Genomic DNA, 21,708 nt, shown 5'->3' with positions numbered 1-21,708 from the left:
ATGGCCTTCTCACATTTGGAAAGGCCATTTTTAGGTCATAAAGTTGGTTTGAAATTAATTGGGAAACAGTGACTTATCCAATCCCGGTACAATTCGCAGTGCATTTTTGTAATACACTTTTTTCAGCACCTCGTCAGGCAAACCCAATCCGTACATTTTCCAGTAAGCGTGATATTTTTTGTAGTAAGGAAAATACTCATCTTCAGTCTCAAGAACACGGAAGTAGGTGTAAAACTCCTCCTTGTTATAGGCGTCTTTTCCAAAAAGGATTCTGTCCTGATACTTGATGAAAAACTCCTTACCTCGCCGAGGTTGGCGTCCGAGTTCGGCAATGACTGCGCCGATTTCATAGTTCACATTGGGGTATTTGTCCAAATGAGCTCCCGCCGCATCTAGGTCATTAGCCATCCAGCCCATGTGGGCATTGATAAAAGTGGTCTTCGGGTGCTTTGCAAATACATTGTGCTGCTCTTTTATGATTTGTTCAAACGGTGCAGGGTTAGTGTCGGACCTTTTGCGGTTTGGGTTGAGTTTCAACTCCAGCCAGCGCTCATTAGTTGAATCCATAGGCTGCCAAAACTGAGCAGGGTCAGCTGAGTGGATAAGAACCGGAATGCCAAGCTCACCAGCTTTTGCCCAAACAGCATCGAGATCGGGATGATCCACCGGAATGCGATTGCCTTTATTGTCTTTTGTATTAAGCCCTAAACCTTTGAAAATTTTTAGTCCCACGGCTCCCGCTTTCACGTCTTCCTCCAGTTCTTTTACAGCCAGTGCTGTCCAACTGCCATCACCAAAGCCATTAAAGTTCAAATTGGTGAACACCATAAATCGGCCGGGCGCATGCGTTTTAAACTCATTCATCATGCCTCGGATATATTCCTGCTGAGCATTGCTGTTACCTTGGCCAAAGCCCCGGCCACTCAGGTTGATCATGATACCCATGTTGAGTTCATCCATTTCTCCTTTGAGCTGATCGATCTTGGCTTTGGTGATTCCCCCCTGATGACTGTGAATGTCGATGAAAGGAAATTTCGCCTTTGTTTTGGGATTTTCGGGAACCTTGAGCGTGGAGGGGGGATTGTAATTTTCGAAGCTCATTTCCTGAGCATTTGAAATGCCTGCAGAAAAGGATATTGCAACTATTAGCGGTAAGAATTTCTTCATGATCGGTTTAACTGAAAGCAAAGGGAATAGGATTGATAAATTCTTTGAGTGGAAAAAAAGAAATCCCGATGGAATCACCGGGATTTTAATGAATTATCGTGCAGTGGCTCCGTCGATTACCTGTCCGAAGAAAATGGAGTTCATAAATAGCTTATTGGTGCCAAACCAGAATGCGCGGAAGTTAGGATTGTCGGCAAAACCGACGATTCTTCCTCTTCCTACTCCTGAGATACGGATGACACTTCCGTTTTGAATTCCCGGAAGATTACTTGGATGCAGATATCCTGAGGCTAGTGGATCAGCCGTGTAAACTAGCGGATTGGCATACGGATTTGGAGAAACTTCCATGAAGAAATTGTCATTTCGGAAGGTATAAATCTCCTTTTGAGAATAACCATATCCTATTGGATGGGTCACATCCAAATTTGCTTTGAAGATGGCCCCGAAAGTTCCCTTTGCACCAGTGGCATTTTCAAAGTTCGCGTAGCTTTTTTGAACGCCTTTTTCAGCATTCTCCACAGTTCTGAATGTGAAATTTCCGATTTCATTATTCGCTAGAAAACGAAGCGCCCCGCCTTTTGCAACCAGCGTTCCTCCCTTGGAGGTCCATTCTTTCAGTTTTTCCGCACCCATTTTCCCTAGAGAATTATAGTTGCCATCAGCCATCAAAATCACATTATAGCGATCGAGATTGACACTGTTTACAGATCCTACTGGAAGTAGCGTCACGGGCATTTGCATCCGCTGATCCAGTAAATGCCAGATTTCTCCTGCCTCTCCACTATCTACTCCACCATCCACGAGAAGTGCGATTTGAGGAGTTTTCAATGGCGCCATAAATGTCGATCCCATATTTGCCCCGCCAGTATATCCTGTACTAATCGCATGGATATCTACATGAGCACTTTTTGCCACTTCCTGAAGCTTCGCAAAAAATGCCTGATTGTCCAATCCGGTTTCCCCTTTGTCAATCAAAAGTGTTCCACGGCCGAATTTTTTTCCTTCGGGAGTGGTAAATTCTGCATTGGAAACCCTCACCAAAAATCCTGCTTTCAGCAATTGATAAGCCGCCTTTGGGGCATAATAGTCTGTCCATTCTAGGGCATATTGATAGGCTCCTGCCTCACCAACGACCGTACCAGGTGCCAGCTCAAAATCATCTTTATTTATTTGCTTGACGCTGGCAAGATTTAAGATTCTACTATTGAGCGCCATGAAATCCAAGTGGAAAGCCATCGGATAAGTCCAAGCGGAGATATCATAAAACAAGCTGTCCTGAAAGGTGGTGCGTGTCTCAAACATCGCTTTGATCAGACGATATTGAGGCTGATCCGCAGGTACGATGTAGGAAGTTTCTTTTTTGAATTCCTGACCGTTGAGCGTGATATTTTCATTCAATGCAAATACTTTAATATCATGCTGCAAGATCAAATCTGCCAAGTGGAAACTTCTTGCGTCGTCATCTTTTGCACCAAAAATGTAAGCCTTATTGGTATCGGTATCTGTTTCTGTTTTTATCCCTTTGTAAAAATCCTTCATCCATTGATTCAACTCAACCCGCATTTCTTTGGCTGCTTGGAAAGAAGATAGGTTTGCGGTAAACTGATTTCTGATCGTAAATGGAAAGCTTAACATGCCATTGGCACTTTCCTGAAGGTGACCTCTTGAGCTTGCCTGTTCGAATAGAATCCCAATCGAACCTTGCACATCCGGATAGGTTGAGCCTTTTCCGTAGTAGAAATCATCGTAATTCTCTTGGTTGTAATAAAGAGAACCAATTTGATCCAAGGCTTTGGCGTGATAGGTTCCAATTTTTTCAGTCAATTCAAAGTTTTTAGCCGGAGTTAAAGGGTGCATTCTTGCAGGTACGCCCGGCTGAAAAAAGAAGGTACTGTTAGTGCCCATCTCATGGAAATCCAAGTGGATATTGGGCAACCAACTTTGGAAGACCCGCACTCGATTTCTGGATTCAGGATGCTGAACAGGCAGCCAATCACGGTTTAGGTCAAACCAGTAATGGTTTGTCCGGCCTCTTGGCCAAGCTTCGTTGTACTCACGACCCGCAGGATCACCATTCATGTTAAATGCTTTGTGGGAATTAACCCAGGAAGCAAAACGATTTAGGCCATCGGGATTGATTGCTGGATCTAATAGAAGAATTATATTATCGAGATCTGCTGAGATTTCATTTGCAGCGGCGAAGTGGTAAGCTGCCAAAAGGGAAGCATTGGCCCCGCTAGGCTCATTTCCATGGACAGAATAGCCCATATACATGACCACGGGCATTTTATCAATGGCTAAAGAAGCTCCCGGATCACGAAGTTTTATTCGCTCCGCCTTGATTTGATCGAGTTTAGTCAAGTTGGCCGGAGAAGTGATCGTCAGAAGTGTCTGAGGCCTTTTTTCATAGGACCGTCCTGTTTCCTCAAAGATCACCCGATTTGATGCTTCAGCAACTGCCTTCATGTACATCACGAGCTGATCGTGTGTCACATGCCATTCACCTACTTCATAACCTAAAACTTGCTTTGGAGTCGGAATAGCTGGATTATAAGTATAGCCACTGGGCAAATAGTAGCTTAAATCTTGGGCGAAACTGAGGGTGGAAAATAGAGCTAAAAGCACTGCAAACGTGTACTTTTTCATAGGGTGGATTTTTAAACTTTGGACTAAATTCTTACTAAGTTTTATCAAAAAAAGCTATTTTGGATCGGTGGTAAAAATAATTGAATAAACGACATGGAATTGATTACGCCGGGTTACGGATTGCTCTTTTGGCAATTATCAGGCCTTTTTTACTTGGGATTCTGGGTTTATGCGCTTTTTGATTGCCTGAGAAATGATTTTAGGGGTCCAAATCAAAAATTGATCTGGGTAATTTTGATCGTTTTCACTCCGGTGATAGGCATTTTTCTATACCTGAGCATGAGTCGAAGTACAAAGGAAAAAAAACGATTCAGCCCTGATTTTAACAGAAATCTTCAAAAATAACTTTCAAAAAATGACACTATTATTTATTCAAAATATGGGTGGAGCAAGCATCATTTTATTCATGCTCATCTCCATTGCCTACTTCATCCTTTGGGTTTATTGTTTAATAGACGTAATCCGCTCCAATTTCAAAGACCAAAACATGAAATTGATCTGGATTGTGGTGCTCTTGTTTGCCCATGTGATTGGGCCGATTGCATATTTGATTATGGGCCAAGGAACAAAAACAAGCTAAACCATGTGGAAATTTCTAGGGATTATCATCTACGCTTATACCATCTATGATGTGGTGACAAGCCGTTTTGCTAATCCAAATGATCGTCTGATCTGGATTTTGATTGTACTTCTGCTTCCATTGCTGGGGACAGTGCTTTGGTTTGTGATCGGAAGGAATAAGAGGATATAGTCTGAATCTATTTCTATTAAATTTTTAAGACAGATTATTATAAATTTGGATATAGAGTTTAGATCAAAATGCGAAAAACCCGTAACTCTCAAATAAAAGAAATATGATAACTATTCTAAAAAAAGGCTCCGATACCAAAGAAGTTGAAAAGTCGCTTTCAAGAGTAAAAAACAAGAAAAGCTTTGATTCTCAAAAATATTGCGGAGTCCTAAAAATAAAAAAAGACCCAATTGTAGTTCAAAAGAGTATGCGAAATGAATGGGAATAATTTTATGTCAGCGGATAAACAACTAAAAAAGTTTGGCGAAATAAATATCATATTTTATGATAAATAGGGTCAACTGCGAAATATATCTTTCAGCGCCGCAGATAATTCATAAAACTCAAACTGGAACCCGGCTTTCTGGATTTTTTGGCAGGAAACTCGATTTCCTCCCAGAACCATAGCTGCCATTTCTCCCAACACCATTTTTAAGACAAAACCCGGAACTCCAATCCCCAAATAAGTTTTTCCTTTTGCAGATGCAGCTTCTTGGGTGAGTTGTTGATTCGTTGCTGGATTAGGCCCGACTGCGTTGTAAACTCCCTGAAGGGTGGTCTTTTCCAAAGCGTAGACAAACATTCTTGCCAGATCCTCGATATGAATCCAACTCATCCACTGATCGCCTGATCCCAGAGGTGCCGCAACCGGTGGCTTTAACATCTCGCCCAAAGCCCCACCTTCAGCATCTAAGACAATTCCGATTCGCAGTAGAACTGTCCGAATGTCTAATTTCTCAATGGTTTTCACTTCATTCTCCCAGGCTTTTACCACTTCGGCAAGAAAATCTGAACCGGCAGCACTCGTTTCATCCACTAGTTTAGTTCCTGTATTAAACCCATAATAACCTACCGCCGAAGCTGAAATAAAGGTGTTTGGTCGATTTTCAGCTTTTTCTATTGCAGAAAAAAGTAATTGAGTACTTTGAGTTCTGGATTCGAGTATCAATTTTTTCCGCTCGGGAGTCCAGCGTTTTTCCGCTACTCCTGCTCCGGCCAAATGGATAATGGCATCAGCCCATTCCACAGCTTTAGGATCAATTTCCTGTTTTTGGATATCCCAAATAAAAGATTCTCGTCCGGGTTGCGCAGATCTACTTAGCCAAGCAACTTGGTAGTCTTTTTTTTCCAGGAGTTCCGTAATTCTCTGACCTACTAGTCCTGATCCGCCGGTGATTAATATATTTTGCATGAATGACAATTTCTAAAGTAACCTTAAAACTCGGCTTTGGTTGAATGTACGATTTCGAGACATTCGTCCGAGCAATTGGTTTGGGTTTATTTCTCTGAATTTTACGGTTTTTATATTTTCAACCTTATTTTGCGAAAAATTCTAATTCGTGACAGGAAGACAACTTACGCAATATTTCCTCCTTTGGCTTGCTTTGGCAGCAATGGTTGGGGTCCTATCCGGTTCAGCTTCAGCGATTTTTCTAATTTTTTTGGATTGGGCGACTATTTTTCGAGAAACAAATATTTGGATTATCGCCTTGCTACCATTTGCAGGCTTTGGGATTGGCTATGTGTATCACCATTATGGGGCCAATTCTGTCAAAGGAAACAATATTCTGCTCGAGGAGCTTTATCAGAGTAGAAACCCCATTCCATTGAGGATGACTCCATTGGTTCTCTTTGGTACAATTTTCACCCATCTTTTTGGAGGATCGGCCGGTAGAGAAGGCACGGCAATTCAAATGGGAGGCTCCTTGGCAGATCAGCTGACCAAATTGTTTTCGCTAAATCAGGAAAACAGAAGGCTGATCATCATATGTGGAGTGGCAGGAGGATTTGCTTCTGTTTTTGGGACTCCACTGGCAGGGGCAATCTTTTCTTTAGAGTGGATGATGAATTGGAAGATTCGTTGGAAATCTCTCTTTCCTGCCTTTTTTGCGGCATTTGTTGCCCATTGGATCTGTGAAATAGCTTGGGGAGTGGGTCACACTGCCTATTCAATCCCGGAGATTCCTGTTCATTCCCTGATCAACCTAGCATGGGTGATTCCTGCGGGAATTGCTTTTGGACTCGCAGGGAGGCTTTTTGCTGAGACTGGAAATGGTGTCTCGGCGATTTTCAATAAGATTGCCTATCCCCCACTTCGTCCCCTTATTGGAGGTCTATTGGTAGCTATGATTGTTTACTTTTCGGGTTCTACAACTTACATAGGACTTGGTGTTCCCAGAATTGTGGAGGCCTTTGAAGTTCCTTTGCCTTGGTATGATTGGTTGGCAAAAATTGGTTTGACGAATTTGACTTTGGGCTCTGGATTCAAGGGGGGAGAGGTAACCCCTCTCTTTTTCACCGGAGCGACACTAGGAAATGCGCTTTCGGCTTGGATTCCTTTGCCATTGGCACTTTTGGCAGGGATGGGTTTTATTGGTGTTTTCTCAGGGGCCACAAATACACCGCTGGCTTGTACAGTGATGGGGATGGAGCTTTTTGGCTATGAAACCGGGATATATCTGGTATTTGCTTGCCTTGTGGCATATATTTTCAGCGGAAGAGGAAGTATCTATTCCGCTCAGAAGATCGGCTGGAAGCGGATCCTTCCATAACATTCTCTTTATCTATGTCAGAATTAAAATTTTCCATTCAGCCTTACAAAGTTGTATTTCGAGAGCAAATTCTCGAGGTGTGGGAAACATCTGTTTTGGCCACTCATCATTTTTTGAAGGCCAAGGACTTTGAAATTATCAAAGAAATAGTTTCAAGTATTGATTTTGAAGAATTTTCGGTGTTTTGCCTGGTTGGTGGAAGGGATCAGGTATTAGGGTTTATGGGGCTGCTGGAAAGGAAACTTGAAATGCTATTTCTGGATCCAAGATGGATTGGAAAAGGATTGGGTAGGGTTTTGCTGGATTATGCGATTGATTCGTGTGGGTGTATTGAGGTGGATGTCAATGAACAAAATGTGCCTGCACGGATCTTTTATGAAAAAGCAGGGTTTGAAGTCATTGATCGCTCTGAAAAAGATAGTGCCGGAATGGACTATCCAATCTTGCACATGAGGCTCAAACCAAATCCTTAATCGCGTACTTTTTCTCCACACTTTTTGCAAAAATTGTCTCCTCGTTCTAAGTGGTCAAATCCGCAAAATGTGCAAGTTTTTTCTTTCTCATAATTTTGGGGCATTCTTCTCTTCGCCATTTCTGAACTTACTATTCCGGTTGGCACGGCGATGATCGCATAGCCCATCAGCATAATCAATGAAGCCAGAAGCTGACCCACAGGAGTTTGTGGAGTGATATCCCCAAACCCTACAGTAGTGAGGGTTACAATGGCCCAATACATCCCGGCTGGAATACTGGTAAAGCCATTTACAGGTCCTTCCACCACAAACATCAGCGTACCCATAATCAGCACGATAGTAAGAACCGAAAACAGGAAAATTTGAATTTTGGCCGCACTGGCTTTTAGGGATTCGCGAAGAAAATCCGCTTCAGACAGATATCTTCCGAGTTTCAAAATTCGGATTACTCGAAGCAATCTTAGCGCTCGGATTACAGAAAGAAGCTGAGTATTTAAGATAAAAAAACTAAGATAAACGGGCAGAATAGCCATTAAATCAACGATTCCATAAAAACTCGTGACATACTTAAGCGTTTTGCTTGTCAGCCAAATTCGGAGGATGTATTCTAAAGTGAAAAGGAAAGTGAAACCTAATTCCAGCGCATAAAAAATCTTTCCGTATTTCAAATGAAGCTCCCCGACTGAATCCAGAACAGCAATTATTATGGAACTGAAAATCAATACCAGCAAGATTACGTCAAATGTTTTTGAAGCTTTGTCGTTGGACTCAAAAACAATGTGAGCGAGTTTTCTTTTGGTTAAAATCATGGAGGAATTTAGAAAAATAACTTTAATCCAAATAATAGACCCGTTTCACCCGAGTGCTGATATTAGTCAGTAATTCATAGGGAATAGTACCAATTCGGTCAGCAAGTTCTTTCAAAGAAATTTGTTCGCCATAAATCACAGCTTCGTCACCGGCTTTTGCATCGATATCGCTGACATCCACCATTGTCATGTCCATGCAGACATTTCCTATCACTGGAGCTTTTTTGCCGTGAATCAGTACATACCCTTTTCCCTGCGAAAATCTTCGATCGTAACCGTCAGCATAGCCGATAGCAAGAGTGGCGATTTTCCCTCCATGAAGGAGTGTTCCTTTTCTTGAATATCCCACCGTGGCTCCAGAGGGTAAGTTTTTTACTTGTGATATGGTGGTTTTCAAGGTGCTGACAGACTTCAAGTTAGCATCAAACTTACCCGTTACCTCTATACCATAGAGCCCAATACCTAATCTCACCATATCCATCTGAAAATCAGGATAGCGTACAATCCCTGCAGAGTTTAGCGCATGAACAAGCGGTTTGTAATTTAAAATTGCTTCTATCTCACTTCTCATTTCGGTGAATGCCTGAAGCTGACCGAGTGAAAATATTTCATGCTCTTCTTCGTCTGCCCCGACCAGATGAGTGTAGAGACTGGCGATTATTAATTCGGGAAAATCTTTGATCAGACTTTTCAATTCCTCCAAATGCTTTTTTTCAAACCCGAGTCGATGCATTCCGGTATCCAAGTCCAAATGAATGGAGACTTGGATTTGATGGTTTCTGGCATAATTCGCCAGCTTTCGGAAAAATTCAGTACTAAATACCACCGGTTGAAGATCATACTCCTGTAGTAAATCAAAGGATTCTTCCACAGGATTTAATACCATGATAGGAAGTCGGATTCCCTGTTTTCTAAGTGTAACACCCTCATCTGAGAATGCGACTGCCAAATAATCCGCACCCATCGTCTGTAAATGATTAGCGATCTCTGCAGCACCACCTCCATAAGCGAATGCTTTTACCATCACCATCATTTTGGTTTCAGGTTTTACCAATTGCTTATAGAAATTGAAATTATGAGTTAATGAGTTAAGGTTGATTTCCAGCGTGGTGCCATGAATGCGTTGCTGAAGTTTGTTGACCACACGCTCAAAAGCAAACGGTCGGGCTCCTGTAATGAGAATGAGGTCATTTTGGAAAGTGTCACTGTCCAGGGATTGCAGCAATTCTTCTGTAGAGGCGAAATTTGAGAATTCATCAGGGAAAAAGTCTTTCAATCTGTTTACCTCAGTTCCAATTCCAATGATTGTGTTCAAACCATAAGATTTGATCAGCTCGGCAACTTCAGCATAGACTTTTTCAGGTACACCTTGCTGCAAAAGGTCGGATAAAATCAGGATTTTTCTTCGTTTCGGGCGCTGCTGACTCATAAACTCCAGTGCCACCTTCAATCCAGCGATGTCATTATTATACGTGTCATCGATCAGCAATGAATCATTTAGGCCGGGCTTCAGCGTGAGGCGCATGTCCACGGGCTTCAAATGATTTAATCCTTCCTGAATCGAGGGAATCTCCTGTCCCAAAGTCAATGCTGCGATGATGACGTGGGTGATATTTTCAATCGAGGCCGAATCGGTAAATGGAACCTGAAAAGTGAAGGTGTTGAGATCTCTTTTTATCAAGATAATTTTGGTATGGGAATCCTGTTTTTTGGCAGAGATCATGAAATCAGCTCCTGTATTTGATGACCAGGAAATAAGTCGATCTGAGGAGAAAGTTTCTTCAATTTCCTTCCGAACGAGCGGTTGATCCTTACAATAAATCAGAAGTTTGGTTTCGGAAAAAAGCTGAAGTTTCTCACGGATTTTTTCTTCAATACTCAAAAATCCCTCCTCATGAGCTGTGCCTATATTGGTGAAAATGCCCACATCAGGTCTGATCATAGGAGCAAGTTGAGCCATTTCTCTCTTTTTAGAAACCCCTGCTTCAAGAATTGCTACCTGATGGTAAGGTTGAATTCCGAAAACAGAAAGTGGGACGCCCACTTGTGAATTATAGCTTTTTGGGCTTTTGGCCACAGTGAAGCTTTCACTTAAAACCTGTCCCAGCCATTCCTTGACAATAGTTTTCCCATTGCTTCCTGTGATTCCCAACACAGGTTTTGAAAATTGACCTCGTTGATATGCAGCGATTTTCTGTAGTGCCGCGCGGGTATCAGCCACCCGAACAAAATTGGCTTTTTCACTTAATTCTGAATTGATTGGCCAGTCTTCATGAACGAGAAAAACTCGAATTCCTTCAAAAATGAGGGTCGGAATAAAATCAGCCCCATCGGCTTTGGCACCGCGTAAGGCTACAAAAAGGCACTGCTCGGGGTGAATGATTTGTCTGGAGTCAATGCTGATTTGAGTAATCAACCCTGAAAATTCTTTACCCAGACCTTTTCCCCCGGTTATTTCTTCAAGTTGGGCTATGGATAGAGAATTGAGCATTTATTCCTCCTCTAGTTTTTGTTTCTTTTTGAAAAAAACCTGCTTGATCCATCGAGGAAGAAATATTGCTCCCAAAATCAAATAAGGATAATAGGAGAAAAGCCTCCAAACAATACTGGTCACAAAGGTATAGCTTCCCAGAAATTGAGTGAAAAACTGAGCGTAGAAAAACTCCGCTGTTCCGCTGCTTCCCGGTGTGGGAGAGATCATCATCACAATCCACATGATCACCTGACGGGCAAAAACGATCACCTGTTGATCAAGAGATAGCGGCACAAAAGCAGAAATCAATGCATTGAGCATGAGGTATCTTGAAGTCCATATGAAGATGGTCGCTCCGATAATAGGGAGCCAGTATCGCATATTTTTTCCTCTAAGTTCTCGTGAAGCCTCGATAATCTGATTGCCGTATTCCTGTGCGGCATGTTTCCATTTCCGAAGGAATTTGAAACTGAAAATTTTGATCAACACCCATTTGAAAACTCTTGGTCTGTAAAATAGAGCGGCTGCCATCACCAAACTGTAGGTGGCATAGAGGCTATAGCTGATCCAGAAAATTGCCTGTAGGCTATTTTCCATTTGGGTTTCAAGTAGTTTGCTATCGGGAAAAATATTTCCTTTAGCCATAAATAGAATAATTGGAGCACCAATAACAAAAAACAGGTTATCCAAAATCGCCGTCACCATTACAAAAGCAATGGCTTTTCCCATTTTTATGCCTTCCTTATTCAGAATAAAAATGGCTACTGCAGTTCCTCCCACTACTGATGGAGTCACCGCTGATGCAAATTCCCAGAGAATGATCACATAGAGTGCTCTAGTCCAAGTGAGGTGGCGATCTGTAATTTCCCGGATCCGGTAGACATAGCCAAAATCTCTGAAGAAGAGAACCAGAACAGCAAATAGCAACCAGGGAATGGATGCATCAAAAACGCCTTTCAGTGAATCTGAAGTTATCGAAGGATCGAGATAAAACATCGCAAAGACGATTCCCAGTCCGATGATGACAGGCACCCAAACTTTATTTGGATTTAAGGTTTGAAAAATCTTTTTGTTGTCCACCTTCATAATCAACCTACAGCGACGGGCTCAGTCTTTTCTACCCAAAAGTTATTGTACCCTTCGCCGATGATGATCGTGACGAGGGAAAGTTGAAGAAGCTCAAGAATTGCTAGAAAGGTATAAATCACGAAGATTTTTTCTGGGTTATATTGAATGAATTCCTCAAAAGGCACTTGTTTTTTGAAGCTGATTTTTTCGAGAACAAAGTCTTTTTGTTGTTCGATGGTGTAAGGGTACTGAATCACAGTGTGTTTGGTTTCATCCACTCGTGAGGCCAGTCGAGCCATGCATTTTTGGAATACTTTGAGCAATTTATAAAGGTCCACGTGCTGCATTTCAGCTTCAACGTCCTCGTTTTTGCTTAGTTCCAAAAGTTCTTTCGCAAGGTTGCCTCTTTTTTCCTTCGAAAGCCGATTAGCCTCCAATTGAGCCAGGTCTTCAATGACAGACTTGAACTTTTTGTATTCTAATAAGTTTCTGATCAACTCTTCTCTTGGATCAATTTCCTCGCCTTTTTCATTTAGTTCCGGTCTTGGTAGGAGCATTCTGGATTTGATCTTCATCAGCGTGGCTGCAAAAAGAATAAAATCACTTGCCACCTCAATCTCCATTTTCTCCAATTGATGAACATAGTCCAAGAAGTCATTGGTAATCTTGGAGATAGGAATGTCATAAATATCGAGTTCATCCCGCTCGATGAAGAACAGCATAAGATCGAAGGGACCCTCAAAGAGCGGTAATTTGATCTCGAAACTCACCGGATTTTAATTTTAATAGTTAATTTTGCAATCTATTAGCCAAAGATATCCATTTACGCTAAATTAATCGGAGGCAAAAGGAATATAGCATAGCGGTGTTTTCTCACTAGCTCGTATTTTGTAAACAAACATATCCGCTTCCTGTTAATTCTATTCGATATCAAGACCCTAAAAATGCAAATCACTCCAGGAGAACTACTCGCTCAAATCAATACTCCAGAAGACCTGAAGAAATTTCCCAAAGAAAAACTAGTACAAATCTGCGATGAACTTCGACAGTTTATAGTGGATAATGTATCCGTTTATGGAGGTCACTTTGGGGCTAGTTTAGGAGTTGTAGAGTTGACTGTTGCCTTGCATTATGTACTCAATACTCCTGAAGATCAATTGGTTTGGGATGTGGGACACCAAGCTTATGGACATAAAATTCTGACTGGCAGAAAAGACAAATTTCACACTAATCGTGTCTACGGCGGGATTTCAGGCTTTCCCAAGCGAAAAGAAAGTGAGTATGATACTTTCGGGGTAGGTCACTCCAGTACTTCCATTTCGGCTGCTTTGGGCATGGCCGTAGCCTCTAAATATAAAAATTCCAATATCCAGCATGTTGCAGTGATCGGGGATGGATCAATGACGGGCGGAATGGCTTTCGAAGCCATGAACCATGCAGGGGTTAGCGACACGAATTTGTTGATCATTCTTAATGACAACTGCATGTCCATCGACCCTAATGTCGGGGCATTAAAAGATTACCTAACAGACATCACCACCTCTCACACCTATAACAAGGCGAAGGACGAAGTGTGGAAAATTCTGGGCAAACTCAGCAAGTTTGGTAGCAGTGCCCAAGAAGTAATTTCCAAAGTAGAAGGAGCTATCAAATCGGCAGTTCTTAAACAAAGCAATCTTTTTGAATCACTCAATCTTCGCTATTTCGGCCCTGTTGATGGGCATGATGTGAATCATCTGGTCGAGATTCTGAATGACATGAAGGATATTCCAGGACCAAAAATCCTTCATTGCATCACTGTAAAGGGTAAAGGATATGCTCCTGCAGAAAATGGAAACAAAACTACTTGGCACGCTCCCGGAACCTTTGATAAAGTGACAGGGGAAATCTTCAAAAAAGTACCCACCGCTCCGCAAGCGCCAAAATATCAGGATGTATTTGGTCATACCTTAGTTGAATTGGCAGAAATGAACCCCAAAATAATGGGAGTCACTCCAGCAATGCCATCAGGTTCTTCGCTTAATATTATGATGAGTGCAATGCCTGATCGTGCCTTTGATGTTGGAATTGCCGAGCAGCACGCCGTTACCTTTTCAGCAGGACTTGCCACACAGGGCTTGGTTCCTTTCTGTAATATTTATTCCACCTTTATGCAGCGTGCCTATGATCAGGTCGTACATGATGTGTGTCTTCAAAATCTTCCCGTAGTACTTTGTTTGGACCGTGCTGGATTTGCTGGTGCAGATGGACCTACTCACCATGGTGCTTACGATATTGCCTTTTTCCGCTGCGTACCAAACCTAGTCGTCTCTTCTCCTATGAATGAGGAAGAACTTCGAAACTTGATGTACTCTGCATCACTCCATGAAGGACCATATTCGATCAGATATCCAAGAGGGAATGGTGTCATGCCAGAGTGGAGAACGCCACTTCGTCAGATTCCTGTGGGACAGGGGCGAATTGTGAAAGAAGGGGCAGAAATAGCAATCCTGTCTATTGGGCATATTGGAAATTATGCAGTTGAAGCTTGCAATACATTAATAAAGGAAGGACTGAATCCTGCGCATTACGATATGCGATTTGTAAAGCCACTAGATGGAGAACTGCTCCATGAGATTTTTGGGAAATTCAACAAAGTAGTCACAATCGAAGACGGCTGCCTGATGGGTGGTTTTGGTTCTGCTGTTCTTGAATGGATGGTTGATAATGGCTATTCTGCTCAAGTCAAGCGACTGGGAATTCCAGATGATGTGATCGAGCATGGAGAGCAAATTGAACTGCACCATGAGTGTGGATTTGATCCTGCTGGAATCGCTGAAGCCGTAAGAGCTCTTTCAGAGGTCGTTAGAGTTTCATAAATTTTCACCTGCTTATGATTCATTTTTTCGAAAAAGGAAAAGGTCAGCCTTTAATCCTGATTCATGGTTATTGTGAAACGGGAAACATGTGGAATTTTTTTTCAGAGGACCTTTCCAAGGAATTTCGGGTGATTTGTCCTGATTTGCCGGGTATCGGAGCTTCAATTATTTCAGGAGATCAGATTTCTCTAGAGGAAGTTGCGGTGATTTTGGAAGAGTGGATGGAGTCAAATCAAATTGAAAATCCAATCGTAATTGGACACTCACTTGGAGGATATGTTACCCTAGCGTTGTTGGAACTGATGGGGAAGCGCATCAAAGCAATTGGACTCTTTCACTCCACGGCATTTGCTGATGATGCTGAAAAAAAGGGAATGAGAAATCGAACCATCACTTTCCTTCGAAAATATGGCGTTGACAAGTTTGTAACTTCATTCGTCCCACCACTTTTCCCGGAAAACAGAAGAGAAGAATTTGCAAAAGAAATCGAATCGGCGATCAAAGATGGGAGGCGGTCTACCTTAAATGGATTGATCGCTTATGCCGGTGCGATGCGAGATCGACCAGACCGTTTGGAGGTTCTGAACCACTTTTCGGGGCCCAAATTACTGATCGCTGGAACCGAGGATGGGGCCGTGAAAATCGAGGCCAGCAGAGCCCAAAAAGATGCTTTTTCTCAATATTTCGAGCTTGACGGTGTCGGTCACATGGGAATGATTGAGCAAAAAGCAGAAACGCTAAGGATAATTAGGGAGTTTTGTCTAAACTCGATAGAATGAGGTTTGAAATTTTCTCGATGAAGTTTTTTACAGGTTCTAAATATGGAGAAACTGTATTTTCATCAAAGTCAAATAAATCGTCATAATCACCTTTTTGACGCCATGTGAAAAGTTGGGAGAATAATTTTCCATCGGAGAGTTCCAGCCTTCCTGTTTTGATAAATCTTTCTGAGAAAAATATTTTGACTCCATTATGGGAATAAGCAGTTTGATTTTCCAATAAGACTAAGGCTGAAACTGCATAAAAAGCTGCGTAATAAAGTCTATTCATTGCCGAATTCCATTTATTACTTCTTGCCAAAAGGAGCGCATCTTCATAGGTTTCAAATGCTCTTTCAAGCCGATATTTCACAAGCTCCTTTTTTGATTTACTCATTTTAACCGAATGGCATCTTTCTTAATTTCTTGATATAGCGAAGTCAACGGTCGAGTTTTATTCCATACTTTTTTAGAATAAATCAAAGGTGATATCGAAATCCCCGTTTGTAGTTCTAATTCATAAAATTCATCCATTATGAATTTTTCTTTCGCCAGATCTATGATGTCTTCCTCCAGAAGCAACAAAACATCCCAATCAGAATCGTATTTCTCAGTTTTCCTGGCTCTTGAGCCAAAAAGGAAAAGCTCAGAATCTGGAAATTTTTCTGAGGCAAAAGATGTGATTTTCTCTAAAATAGCCGATTGAATCATATTTAAAGATAGTGAATTTTTAATTAATTGATTTAAAGGAGTTTCCCCAATATACCCATTAATTCTTCCAGATATTTCTGGTCTGTTTCATCAAAATCAGCCAATTGGTCGCTATCCACATCGAGAACCATCGCGACTTCTTTTCCTTTGAAAACGGGAACTACGATTTCGGATCGGGAAGCTGAACTGCAGGCAATGTGGCCCGGAAATGCATCCACATCAGGAACAAGTTGGGTTTTTGCTTCCTTCCATGCCGTACCGCACACACCTTTTCCAAAATTGATGCGTGTACAAGCAATAGGTCCTTGAAATGGCCCGAGCACCAATTGCTCATTTTTCACCAAATAAAAACCAACCCAGAAAAATCCAAAACCTTCTTTCAAAGCCGCTGCAATATTTGCCAAGTTGGCGTAGAGGTCCTCTTCACCTGTAATCAGAGCTTCGACCTGAGGGATTAACGCTTCATATTTTTCAGCCTTAGCGGCAGTTTCTGGAATAAATAAACTTTCAGACATGGTGGTAAATAGTCAAATTATCGTCTCCGATTTGAAGTGATTCACTTGGATTTTGGTTCAATTGTGGAGCGGGAATTCCTGTTTCGAATTTAGCTTTTCCGGTAAAGACACGCGCTTCATCCCAAAGCCCACTTTCGATAAATCCGGACAAAACCTTGCTTCCTCCTTCCACGATTAGACTTTGAATTTGGCGTTTTTGAAGCTCGTTTAAAATATCGGAAATGGAAATATTGTCCCCTAGATTAACGAAATCAAGGTTTTCCTTCATTTCTGACTTCTTGGAATTAATGCAAATGGTTGAAATTGACTGATCGAAAAGATGTAGATTTTCGGGTAATTCCAACTTGGAATCAATGACAATCCGAATAGGATTTTTTCCCACCCAGTTTCTGACATTTAAGCTTGGATTATCATAAAGTGCCGTGTTTTTTCCAACCAATATTGCATCTTCTTCCGCCCGCCACTTATGAACCAATTGTCGGCTTTGAATGCCGCTAATCCACTTCGATGAAAAGTCCTCCCGAGCAACAAATCCATCGGATGTCTGCGCCCATTTCAGAATGACATAAGGACGCTGCTTTTCGATTTGGGTGAAAAAACGTCTATTCTGCCAAAGGGCTTCTTGTTTCAAAACCCCAGTTTCAACCTCAATACCGGCGTTTTTTAGGATTTCGATTCCTTTTCCTCCGACCGACGGGTTGGAATCCACTGCAGCAATTATTACTTTTTTTACTTCTTTATCCACCAAGAGATCAGCACAGGGTGGTGTCTTGCCCCAATGAGCACAGGGCTCCAATGTCACATAGACTGTGGCGTCTTTTAGTAATTCCTGATTTTCTACCGAATTAACAGCAAGGACTTCTGCATGAGGTCCTCCAAATAGCTGGTGAAAACCTTCACCAATGATCACCTCTCCCTGAACAATGACGCAACCTACCATCGGGTTTGGGCTTACATTTCCCCTGCCCAACTCAGCAAGTTCCAAAGCTCTTCTCATGTAGTGTTGATCCTTCTCGCTCATTTTCTTGTCAAGGTAATTCGTTCCAGAGGAGTCTTTTTCCCGGGTTCAATATTTACATCGAAAAGTGTAGCGGAGTTGTATCGTTCATCTTTGGGATCAATGAATATATTGTATGTGCCAGGCTCCAATCGGAACAAAAAATTGCCACTGGAATTGGTATGCGTGCTAATTGAATCCTTAGCTGATATTGCGTAGATCACAGGACGAATTTCTGCAGGACTGGTTGAACCTGTCAATTCACCTTTTCCTATGCCTGAAAATGCCTGAATAGTGGGATTAAAATTCAGAGTTAAAGGACTCGGATTTATAACTTGAATTGACTTTGCCAGATCAAAATCCAGGACAAGATCATAAGCAAAACCTCCTTCGAGTTGGATGGAAAGTGGTTGATAATAATCGTTTATTCCCTGTGGCAAGGTCAGCGGAAATCGATTATCCTTTTGGTAAAGTGAATTTTCTGTTCCCAGTCTTAAGGAAATCCCTGTGAGTACACCAAGTTGCATCTCACTTCGTCCCAAAAGAAGAGATCTACCACCAACAAGAAGAGAAATATCTATTGTTTTATCCCCTGGCTCATAGGGTAAAAAAATGCGCGTGATTTCTGCTTCTCTCCCATTTGCAACGAATTCCAATTCTACCCCCTGAATTTCCACAATAACAGAATCCCATTGAGCAGGAGCATCTATCAACAGTATATTCACCAGGGCTTTTGGGCTATTGTCAAAGTCCCTGCAGGACCAAGCAATTATTGGAAAAATAAAAAACAGCAGTAGTTTGAATCTATTCACAGGGCAAATTTAATCCAAAACTCATCAATTCAAGAATAATACCTCAGAAGTGCTGGGAAAGAAAAAAGCCGGAAATTTTTCCAGCTTTTAAAAATTATTTGAGCATTAACGTGACTGGAGGGACTGTGGTTACTTTGTCATTTTCGACTACTATCCCCGTTACTGTGGTCGGATTGTAGAGTGCATTAGGAGTAATGGTGTTGGTGTAAGTTCTTGGATTGATTCCCTGTGTCAAGACATCAATTTTATTTATTTACCAAATTAATCTCTGGAGCTGATTAATTTTGGGGATGATGAAATGGGAAAATTTGCTGGCTAGCGGACGATTTGGAGAAGGTCCAAAAACTCCTGCCCTGGAATCCAGTCGCACAGAATTTGAAATAGACTACGACAGAATCATTTTTTCAGCCCCTTTTCGGAACCTGCAGGACAAAACTCAAGTTTTTCCGCTTCCTGATCAGGCCTTTGTTCACACGCGTTTGACACATAGTTTGGAAGTCTCAAGTGTAGGAAGATCCTTGGGAAAGTCGGCTGGGGAGTTTCTCCTCGAAAAATATCCTGCCGTACAGAAACTGGGGATTTCATCCTCAGCGATTGGCTCAATTGTAGCAGCTGCAGCATTGACCCATGATATCGGAAATCCTCCCTTTGGCCATGCAGGGGAAGAGGCGATTTCTGACTTTTTCAGGCTTCATCCTTATGGTAAAGTTTGGGAAAAGCATGTAAGAGTGGATCAATGGGCAGATTTGGTGAATTTTGAAGGTAATGCACAAGGATTCAGAATGCTGGTATCCAAGCAATTTGGGTTAAATCTGACTTATGCCACACTCGCTGCTTTTACCAAATATCCCAGACCGAGCTTAATTCCTCAGCGGGATATCGCAAGAAAAAGTCAAAGGAAATTTGGGTTTTTCATTAATCAACTGCTGGATTTTGAGCAAATGACCGATGCTTTGGGGATCGAGAAAATCAGCGCAGAATCTTGGGTGAGGCATCCTTTGGCGTTTTTGGTGGAGGCTGCCGATGACATCTGTTATAGTATTATTGATCTGGAAGATGGCTGTACGATGGGATTGGTTAGTTTCGATGAAACAGTCGATCTTTTAAAACCCATTCTGGGTGATCGATTTGATAAAGAAAAGCTCAAGGATCGAACCCAAGCCCAAAGTCTCGGAATATTAAGAGCAATGGCCATTGGACAGTTGATTCGCGAAACCGTTGAGGTTTTTTGTAATTATGAAGAGGGGATGCGGAAAGGAAATTTTGATAAAGCACTGACAGATATTATCCCATCTGCAAAAGCGCTTTCATCCATCTCCTCGATTTCTATAAAAAGTATTTATCGATCAAAAGTCGTCTTGGAAAAGGAAGCTGCGGGCTTTCAGGTTTTGGAAGGCCTGCTAGCCGTATTTTCTCAAGCCTTACACCATCAGTTTTACAGCCCGGAACTCTTTTCCGGTCAAGACAAAAGTATTTTGAGGTTATTGCCGGAAGATTTTCCACTGAAAGGCTGGGGAGCTGAAGTCAATCCTTATCCCATGCTTAGAAGTTTGGTGGATTTTATTTCAGGAATGACGGATAAATATGCCCTTAATCTCTACAGAAGAGTGAAAGGAATCTCTTTCCCAGGTATTTGAATTAAAATTTGGCATAAAAAAACCGGCGAAAGCCATTCCTCCGGTCAATTTTTGGTATCAATTATTGAGATGCGGTAGTTAATTCACAATATCCTTATCGTTCCAATCGATCACCTCATTTTCAAGATAATGGGGGTAGATTTTTCGATGTTGTTTCTTGACTTCCGCCAATAGTGCAGCACGAAATTCCTCTACATTCTCTGCCGAACTCGCTGCCATAAACACAGGCTTGATTCCGTTTTTCTTTTCATAAGCATCAGTTAAAGCCTTGAAATCCACATATCGTGTTTCCTGAAGTTCATGCTCGCTTATATGTAAAGATTCCTCCTCCGAAGGCATCTGAAGGACTAAGTCAATTTTGTTGAAAACCAACAAAACCGGTTTATCTCCAGCTTTCAGTTCATTCAGGGTTTGGGTCACTACAGCAATTTGATCTTCAAAAGCATGGTGTGATATATCCACGACATGGACTAATAAATCAGCTTCCCTGATTTCGTCCAAGGTAGATTTGAATGACTCAATCAGGTGAGTGGGTAGTTTCCGGATAAATCCTACCGTATCGGAAAGCAAAAAAGGGATAGTGTCCAAAACCACCTTTCGAACTGTCGAATCGACGGTTGCAAAAAGTTTGTTTTCCGCTAGAATATCCGTCTTGGTGATCAGATTCATCAGCGTACTTTTCCCCACGTTAGTGTACCCAACAAGTGCGACACGGACAACGCCTTTTCTGCCTTTTCGCTGAGTGATACCCTGTTTTTCTATTTCGAGAAGTTTTTCCTTGAGTAGGGTAATTCTTGCTCGAATATCCCGCTTATCCGTTTCAATTTCTTTTTCCCCGGCACCACCCCGAGTTCCGGTGCCACCACGCTGACGTTCCAAGTGAGTCCACATGTTAGTCAATCTAGGAAGCAAATATTGGAATCTTGCTAATTCTACCTGTGTTTTAGCTTGTGCTGTCTGCGCTCTCTGAAGGAAAATATCCAAGATCAGAAGTGATCTGTCGTAAATTTTTACTTTGATCTCATTCTCTAGATTTCGCATTTGTGAAGGACTGAGATCATCATCAAAAATGACCATATCTACCTCAAAATGCTCGACATAAGCTCTGATTTCTTCTAACTTCCCGGATCCAACATAGGTCTTGATCTCGGGTTTTTCCATCCGCTGTGTGAATCTGTAAACCGTTTTGGCTCCAAGGGTCTCTGTCAGAAAAGCCAATTCATCCAAGTGTTCTTCTACTTCTTGGTCACTTTGTTGCTGGCGGATCAGCGTGACCAAAATCGCAGTTTCTACTTTGGGTGCAGTTTCGTGAAGTTTTTGTAGTTTCCTGGAAAATTTATTCATAATGTGATTCTATTCGATTAAACAAAGGCCTCTCACGTGCAATTAGTTCCGCAAGGAATTTACTGTGAAGTCGATTACAAATAGGTCAGAGCTGATTT

23 protein-coding genes are annotated in these 21,708 nt (G+C 41.8%); 9 read left to right on the top strand and 14 right to left on the bottom strand.

The genetic code is table 11. The features are described from left to right. Positions 1–54: 54 nt before the first annotated feature. A complete protein-coding gene (locus tag ACK4HU_RS03290; protein ID WP_409803421.1) occupies positions 55–1,167 on the bottom strand; it encodes an amidohydrolase family protein in 1,113 nt (370 codons plus the stop codon). A gap of 93 nt (positions 1,168–1,260) precedes the next feature. Further along, entirely contained in the window at positions 1,261–3,813 is a 2,553-nt protein-coding gene (locus ACK4HU_RS03285) for a M14 family metallopeptidase (RefSeq protein WP_409803420.1), read from the bottom strand. A 93-nt stretch (positions 3,814–3,906) separates the two neighbouring features. On the opposite strand from ACK4HU_RS03285, the gene ACK4HU_RS03280 reads away from it, so the two are divergent. The 4 genes from ACK4HU_RS03280 (at position 3,907) to ACK4HU_RS03265 (ending at position 4,832) form a co-directional block, all read left to right on the top strand. Beyond that, complete coding sequence (locus ACK4HU_RS03280; protein ID WP_409803419.1) at positions 3,907–4,158, top strand: PLDc N-terminal domain-containing protein; 252 nt, start codon at positions 3,907–3,909, stop codon at positions 4,156–4,158. A 10-nt stretch (positions 4,159–4,168) separates the two neighbouring features. Continuing rightward, on the top strand, positions 4,169–4,393 hold the full coding sequence (locus tag ACK4HU_RS03275; RefSeq protein WP_409803418.1) for a PLDc N-terminal domain-containing protein: 225 nt from the start codon (positions 4,169–4,171) through the stop codon (positions 4,391–4,393). Positions 4,394–4,396: 3 nt separating this feature from the next. Then, complete coding sequence (locus ACK4HU_RS03270) at positions 4,397–4,564, top strand: PLDc N-terminal domain-containing protein (RefSeq protein WP_409803417.1); 168 nt, start codon at positions 4,397–4,399, stop codon at positions 4,562–4,564. A 103-nt stretch (positions 4,565–4,667) separates the two neighbouring features. Next, positions 4,668–4,832, top strand: a complete 165-nt coding sequence (locus ACK4HU_RS03265; protein ID WP_409803416.1) for a hypothetical protein — start codon at positions 4,668–4,670, stop codon at positions 4,830–4,832. A gap of 69 nt (positions 4,833–4,901) precedes the next feature. Here ACK4HU_RS03265 and ACK4HU_RS03260 read toward each other — a convergent pair whose 3' ends face one another. Further along, positions 4,902–5,795 carry a TIGR01777 family oxidoreductase gene (locus ACK4HU_RS03260; protein WP_409803415.1) on the bottom strand — a complete coding sequence of 298 codons (894 nt, stop codon included), beginning with the start codon at positions 5,793–5,795 and terminating at the stop codon, positions 4,902–4,904. Positions 5,796–5,943: 148 nt separating this feature from the next. On the opposite strand from ACK4HU_RS03260, the gene ACK4HU_RS03255 reads away from it, so the two are divergent. Continuing rightward, positions 5,944–7,155, top strand: coding sequence for a chloride channel protein (locus tag ACK4HU_RS03255; RefSeq protein WP_409803414.1), 1,212 nt, complete (start codon positions 5,944–5,946; stop codon positions 7,153–7,155). 14 nt (positions 7,156–7,169) lie between these two features. Then, positions 7,170–7,628, top strand: a complete 459-nt coding sequence (locus tag ACK4HU_RS03250) for a GNAT family N-acetyltransferase (RefSeq protein WP_409803413.1) — start codon at positions 7,170–7,172, stop codon at positions 7,626–7,628. Here the strand turns inward: ACK4HU_RS03250 and ACK4HU_RS03245 are convergent. Genes ACK4HU_RS03245 through ACK4HU_RS03230 form a run of 4 tightly spaced genes read right to left on the bottom strand, consistent with a single transcriptional unit; the run spans position 7,625 to position 12,748 of the window. Then, on the bottom strand, positions 7,625–8,437 hold the full coding sequence (locus ACK4HU_RS03245; RefSeq protein ID WP_409803412.1) for an ion transporter: 813 nt from the start codon (positions 8,435–8,437) through the stop codon (positions 7,625–7,627). The two genes, ACK4HU_RS03250 and ACK4HU_RS03245, sit on opposite strands and share 4 nt — an antisense overlap. A 22-nt stretch (positions 8,438–8,459) precedes the next feature. Continuing rightward, a complete protein-coding gene (locus ACK4HU_RS03240) occupies positions 8,460–10,928 on the bottom strand; it encodes a bifunctional UDP-N-acetylmuramoyl-tripeptide:D-alanyl-D-alanine ligase/alanine racemase (protein WP_409803411.1) in 2,469 nt (822 codons plus the stop codon). Then, entirely contained in the window at positions 10,929–11,996 is a 1,068-nt protein-coding gene (locus ACK4HU_RS03235) for a YbhN family protein (RefSeq protein WP_409803410.1), read from the bottom strand. A 2-nt stretch (positions 11,997–11,998) separates the two neighbouring features. Beyond that, complete coding sequence (locus ACK4HU_RS03230) at positions 11,999–12,748, bottom strand: segregation and condensation protein A (protein WP_409803409.1); 750 nt, start codon at positions 12,746–12,748, stop codon at positions 11,999–12,001. A 174-nt stretch (positions 12,749–12,922) separates the two neighbouring features. On the opposite strand from ACK4HU_RS03230, the gene dxs reads away from it, so the two are divergent. Both dxs and ACK4HU_RS03220 read left to right on the top strand, forming a co-directional pair. Continuing rightward, complete coding sequence (dxs, locus tag ACK4HU_RS03225) at positions 12,923–14,836, top strand: 1-deoxy-D-xylulose-5-phosphate synthase (RefSeq protein ID WP_409803408.1); 1,914 nt, start codon at positions 12,923–12,925, stop codon at positions 14,834–14,836. Positions 14,837–14,850: 14 nt separating this feature from the next. Next, complete coding sequence (locus ACK4HU_RS03220; RefSeq protein ID WP_409803407.1) at positions 14,851–15,615, top strand: alpha/beta fold hydrolase; 765 nt, start codon at positions 14,851–14,853, stop codon at positions 15,613–15,615. Here ACK4HU_RS03220 and ACK4HU_RS03215 read toward each other — a convergent pair. The 6 genes from ACK4HU_RS03215 to ACK4HU_RS03190 all read right to left on the bottom strand — a co-directional run bounded on the left by ACK4HU_RS03215 (position 15,584) and on the right by ACK4HU_RS03190 (position 18,864). Continuing rightward, positions 15,584–15,991 carry a HEPN domain-containing protein gene (locus ACK4HU_RS03215; RefSeq protein WP_409803406.1) on the bottom strand — a complete coding sequence of 136 codons (408 nt, stop codon included), beginning with the start codon at positions 15,989–15,991 and terminating at the stop codon, positions 15,584–15,586. The genes ACK4HU_RS03220 and ACK4HU_RS03215 overlap by 32 nt on opposite strands. After that, positions 15,988–16,305 (bottom strand): nucleotidyltransferase family protein, encoded by a 318-nt coding sequence (locus ACK4HU_RS03210; RefSeq protein WP_409803405.1) that lies wholly within the window; start codon positions 16,303–16,305, stop codon positions 15,988–15,990. Before ACK4HU_RS03210 ends, ACK4HU_RS03215 begins: the two co-directional genes overlap by 4 nt. A gap of 32 nt (positions 16,306–16,337) precedes the next feature. Further along, positions 16,338–16,820 carry a GAF domain-containing protein gene (locus ACK4HU_RS03205; protein WP_409803404.1) on the bottom strand — a complete coding sequence of 161 codons (483 nt, stop codon included), beginning with the start codon at positions 16,818–16,820 and terminating at the stop codon, positions 16,338–16,340. Continuing rightward, on the bottom strand, positions 16,813–17,841 hold the full coding sequence (ribD, locus tag ACK4HU_RS03200; RefSeq protein WP_409803403.1) for a bifunctional diaminohydroxyphosphoribosylaminopyrimidine deaminase/5-amino-6-(5-phosphoribosylamino)uracil reductase RibD: 1,029 nt from the start codon (positions 17,839–17,841) through the stop codon (positions 16,813–16,815). The genes ACK4HU_RS03205 and ribD overlap by 8 nt, the downstream gene beginning before the upstream one ends. Further along, positions 17,838–18,629 (bottom strand): DUF4382 domain-containing protein, encoded by a 792-nt coding sequence (locus ACK4HU_RS03195; protein ID WP_409803402.1) that lies wholly within the window; start codon positions 18,627–18,629, stop codon positions 17,838–17,840. Before ACK4HU_RS03195 ends, ribD begins: the two co-directional genes overlap by 4 nt. Positions 18,630–18,723: 94 nt before the next feature. Beyond that, positions 18,724–18,864, bottom strand: a complete 141-nt coding sequence (locus tag ACK4HU_RS03190; RefSeq protein ID WP_409803401.1) for a hypothetical protein — start codon at positions 18,862–18,864, stop codon at positions 18,724–18,726. A 55-nt stretch (positions 18,865–18,919) separates the two neighbouring features. On the opposite strand from ACK4HU_RS03190, the gene dgt reads away from it, so the two are divergent. After that, on the top strand, positions 18,920–20,266 hold the full coding sequence (gene dgt, locus ACK4HU_RS03185) for a dGTP triphosphohydrolase (protein ID WP_409803400.1): 1,347 nt from the start codon (positions 18,920–18,922) through the stop codon (positions 20,264–20,266). A 78-nt stretch (positions 20,267–20,344) separates the two neighbouring features. On the opposite strand, the gene hflX is transcribed toward dgt, so the two are convergent. Next, the gene (gene hflX, locus ACK4HU_RS03180; protein WP_409803399.1) at positions 20,345–21,610 is read right to left on the bottom strand and encodes a GTPase HflX; all 1,266 of its coding nucleotides are present in this window, start codon (positions 21,608–21,610) and stop codon (positions 20,345–20,347) included. Positions 21,611–21,708 lie beyond the last annotated feature (98 nt).

Origin of the sequence: Algoriphagus sp., from assembly GCF_046296635.1 — a bacterium.
GTDB lineage: Bacteria > Bacteroidota > Bacteroidia > Cytophagales > Cyclobacteriaceae > Algoriphagus.
This window is presented reverse-complemented; position numbering and strand designations above follow the sequence as displayed.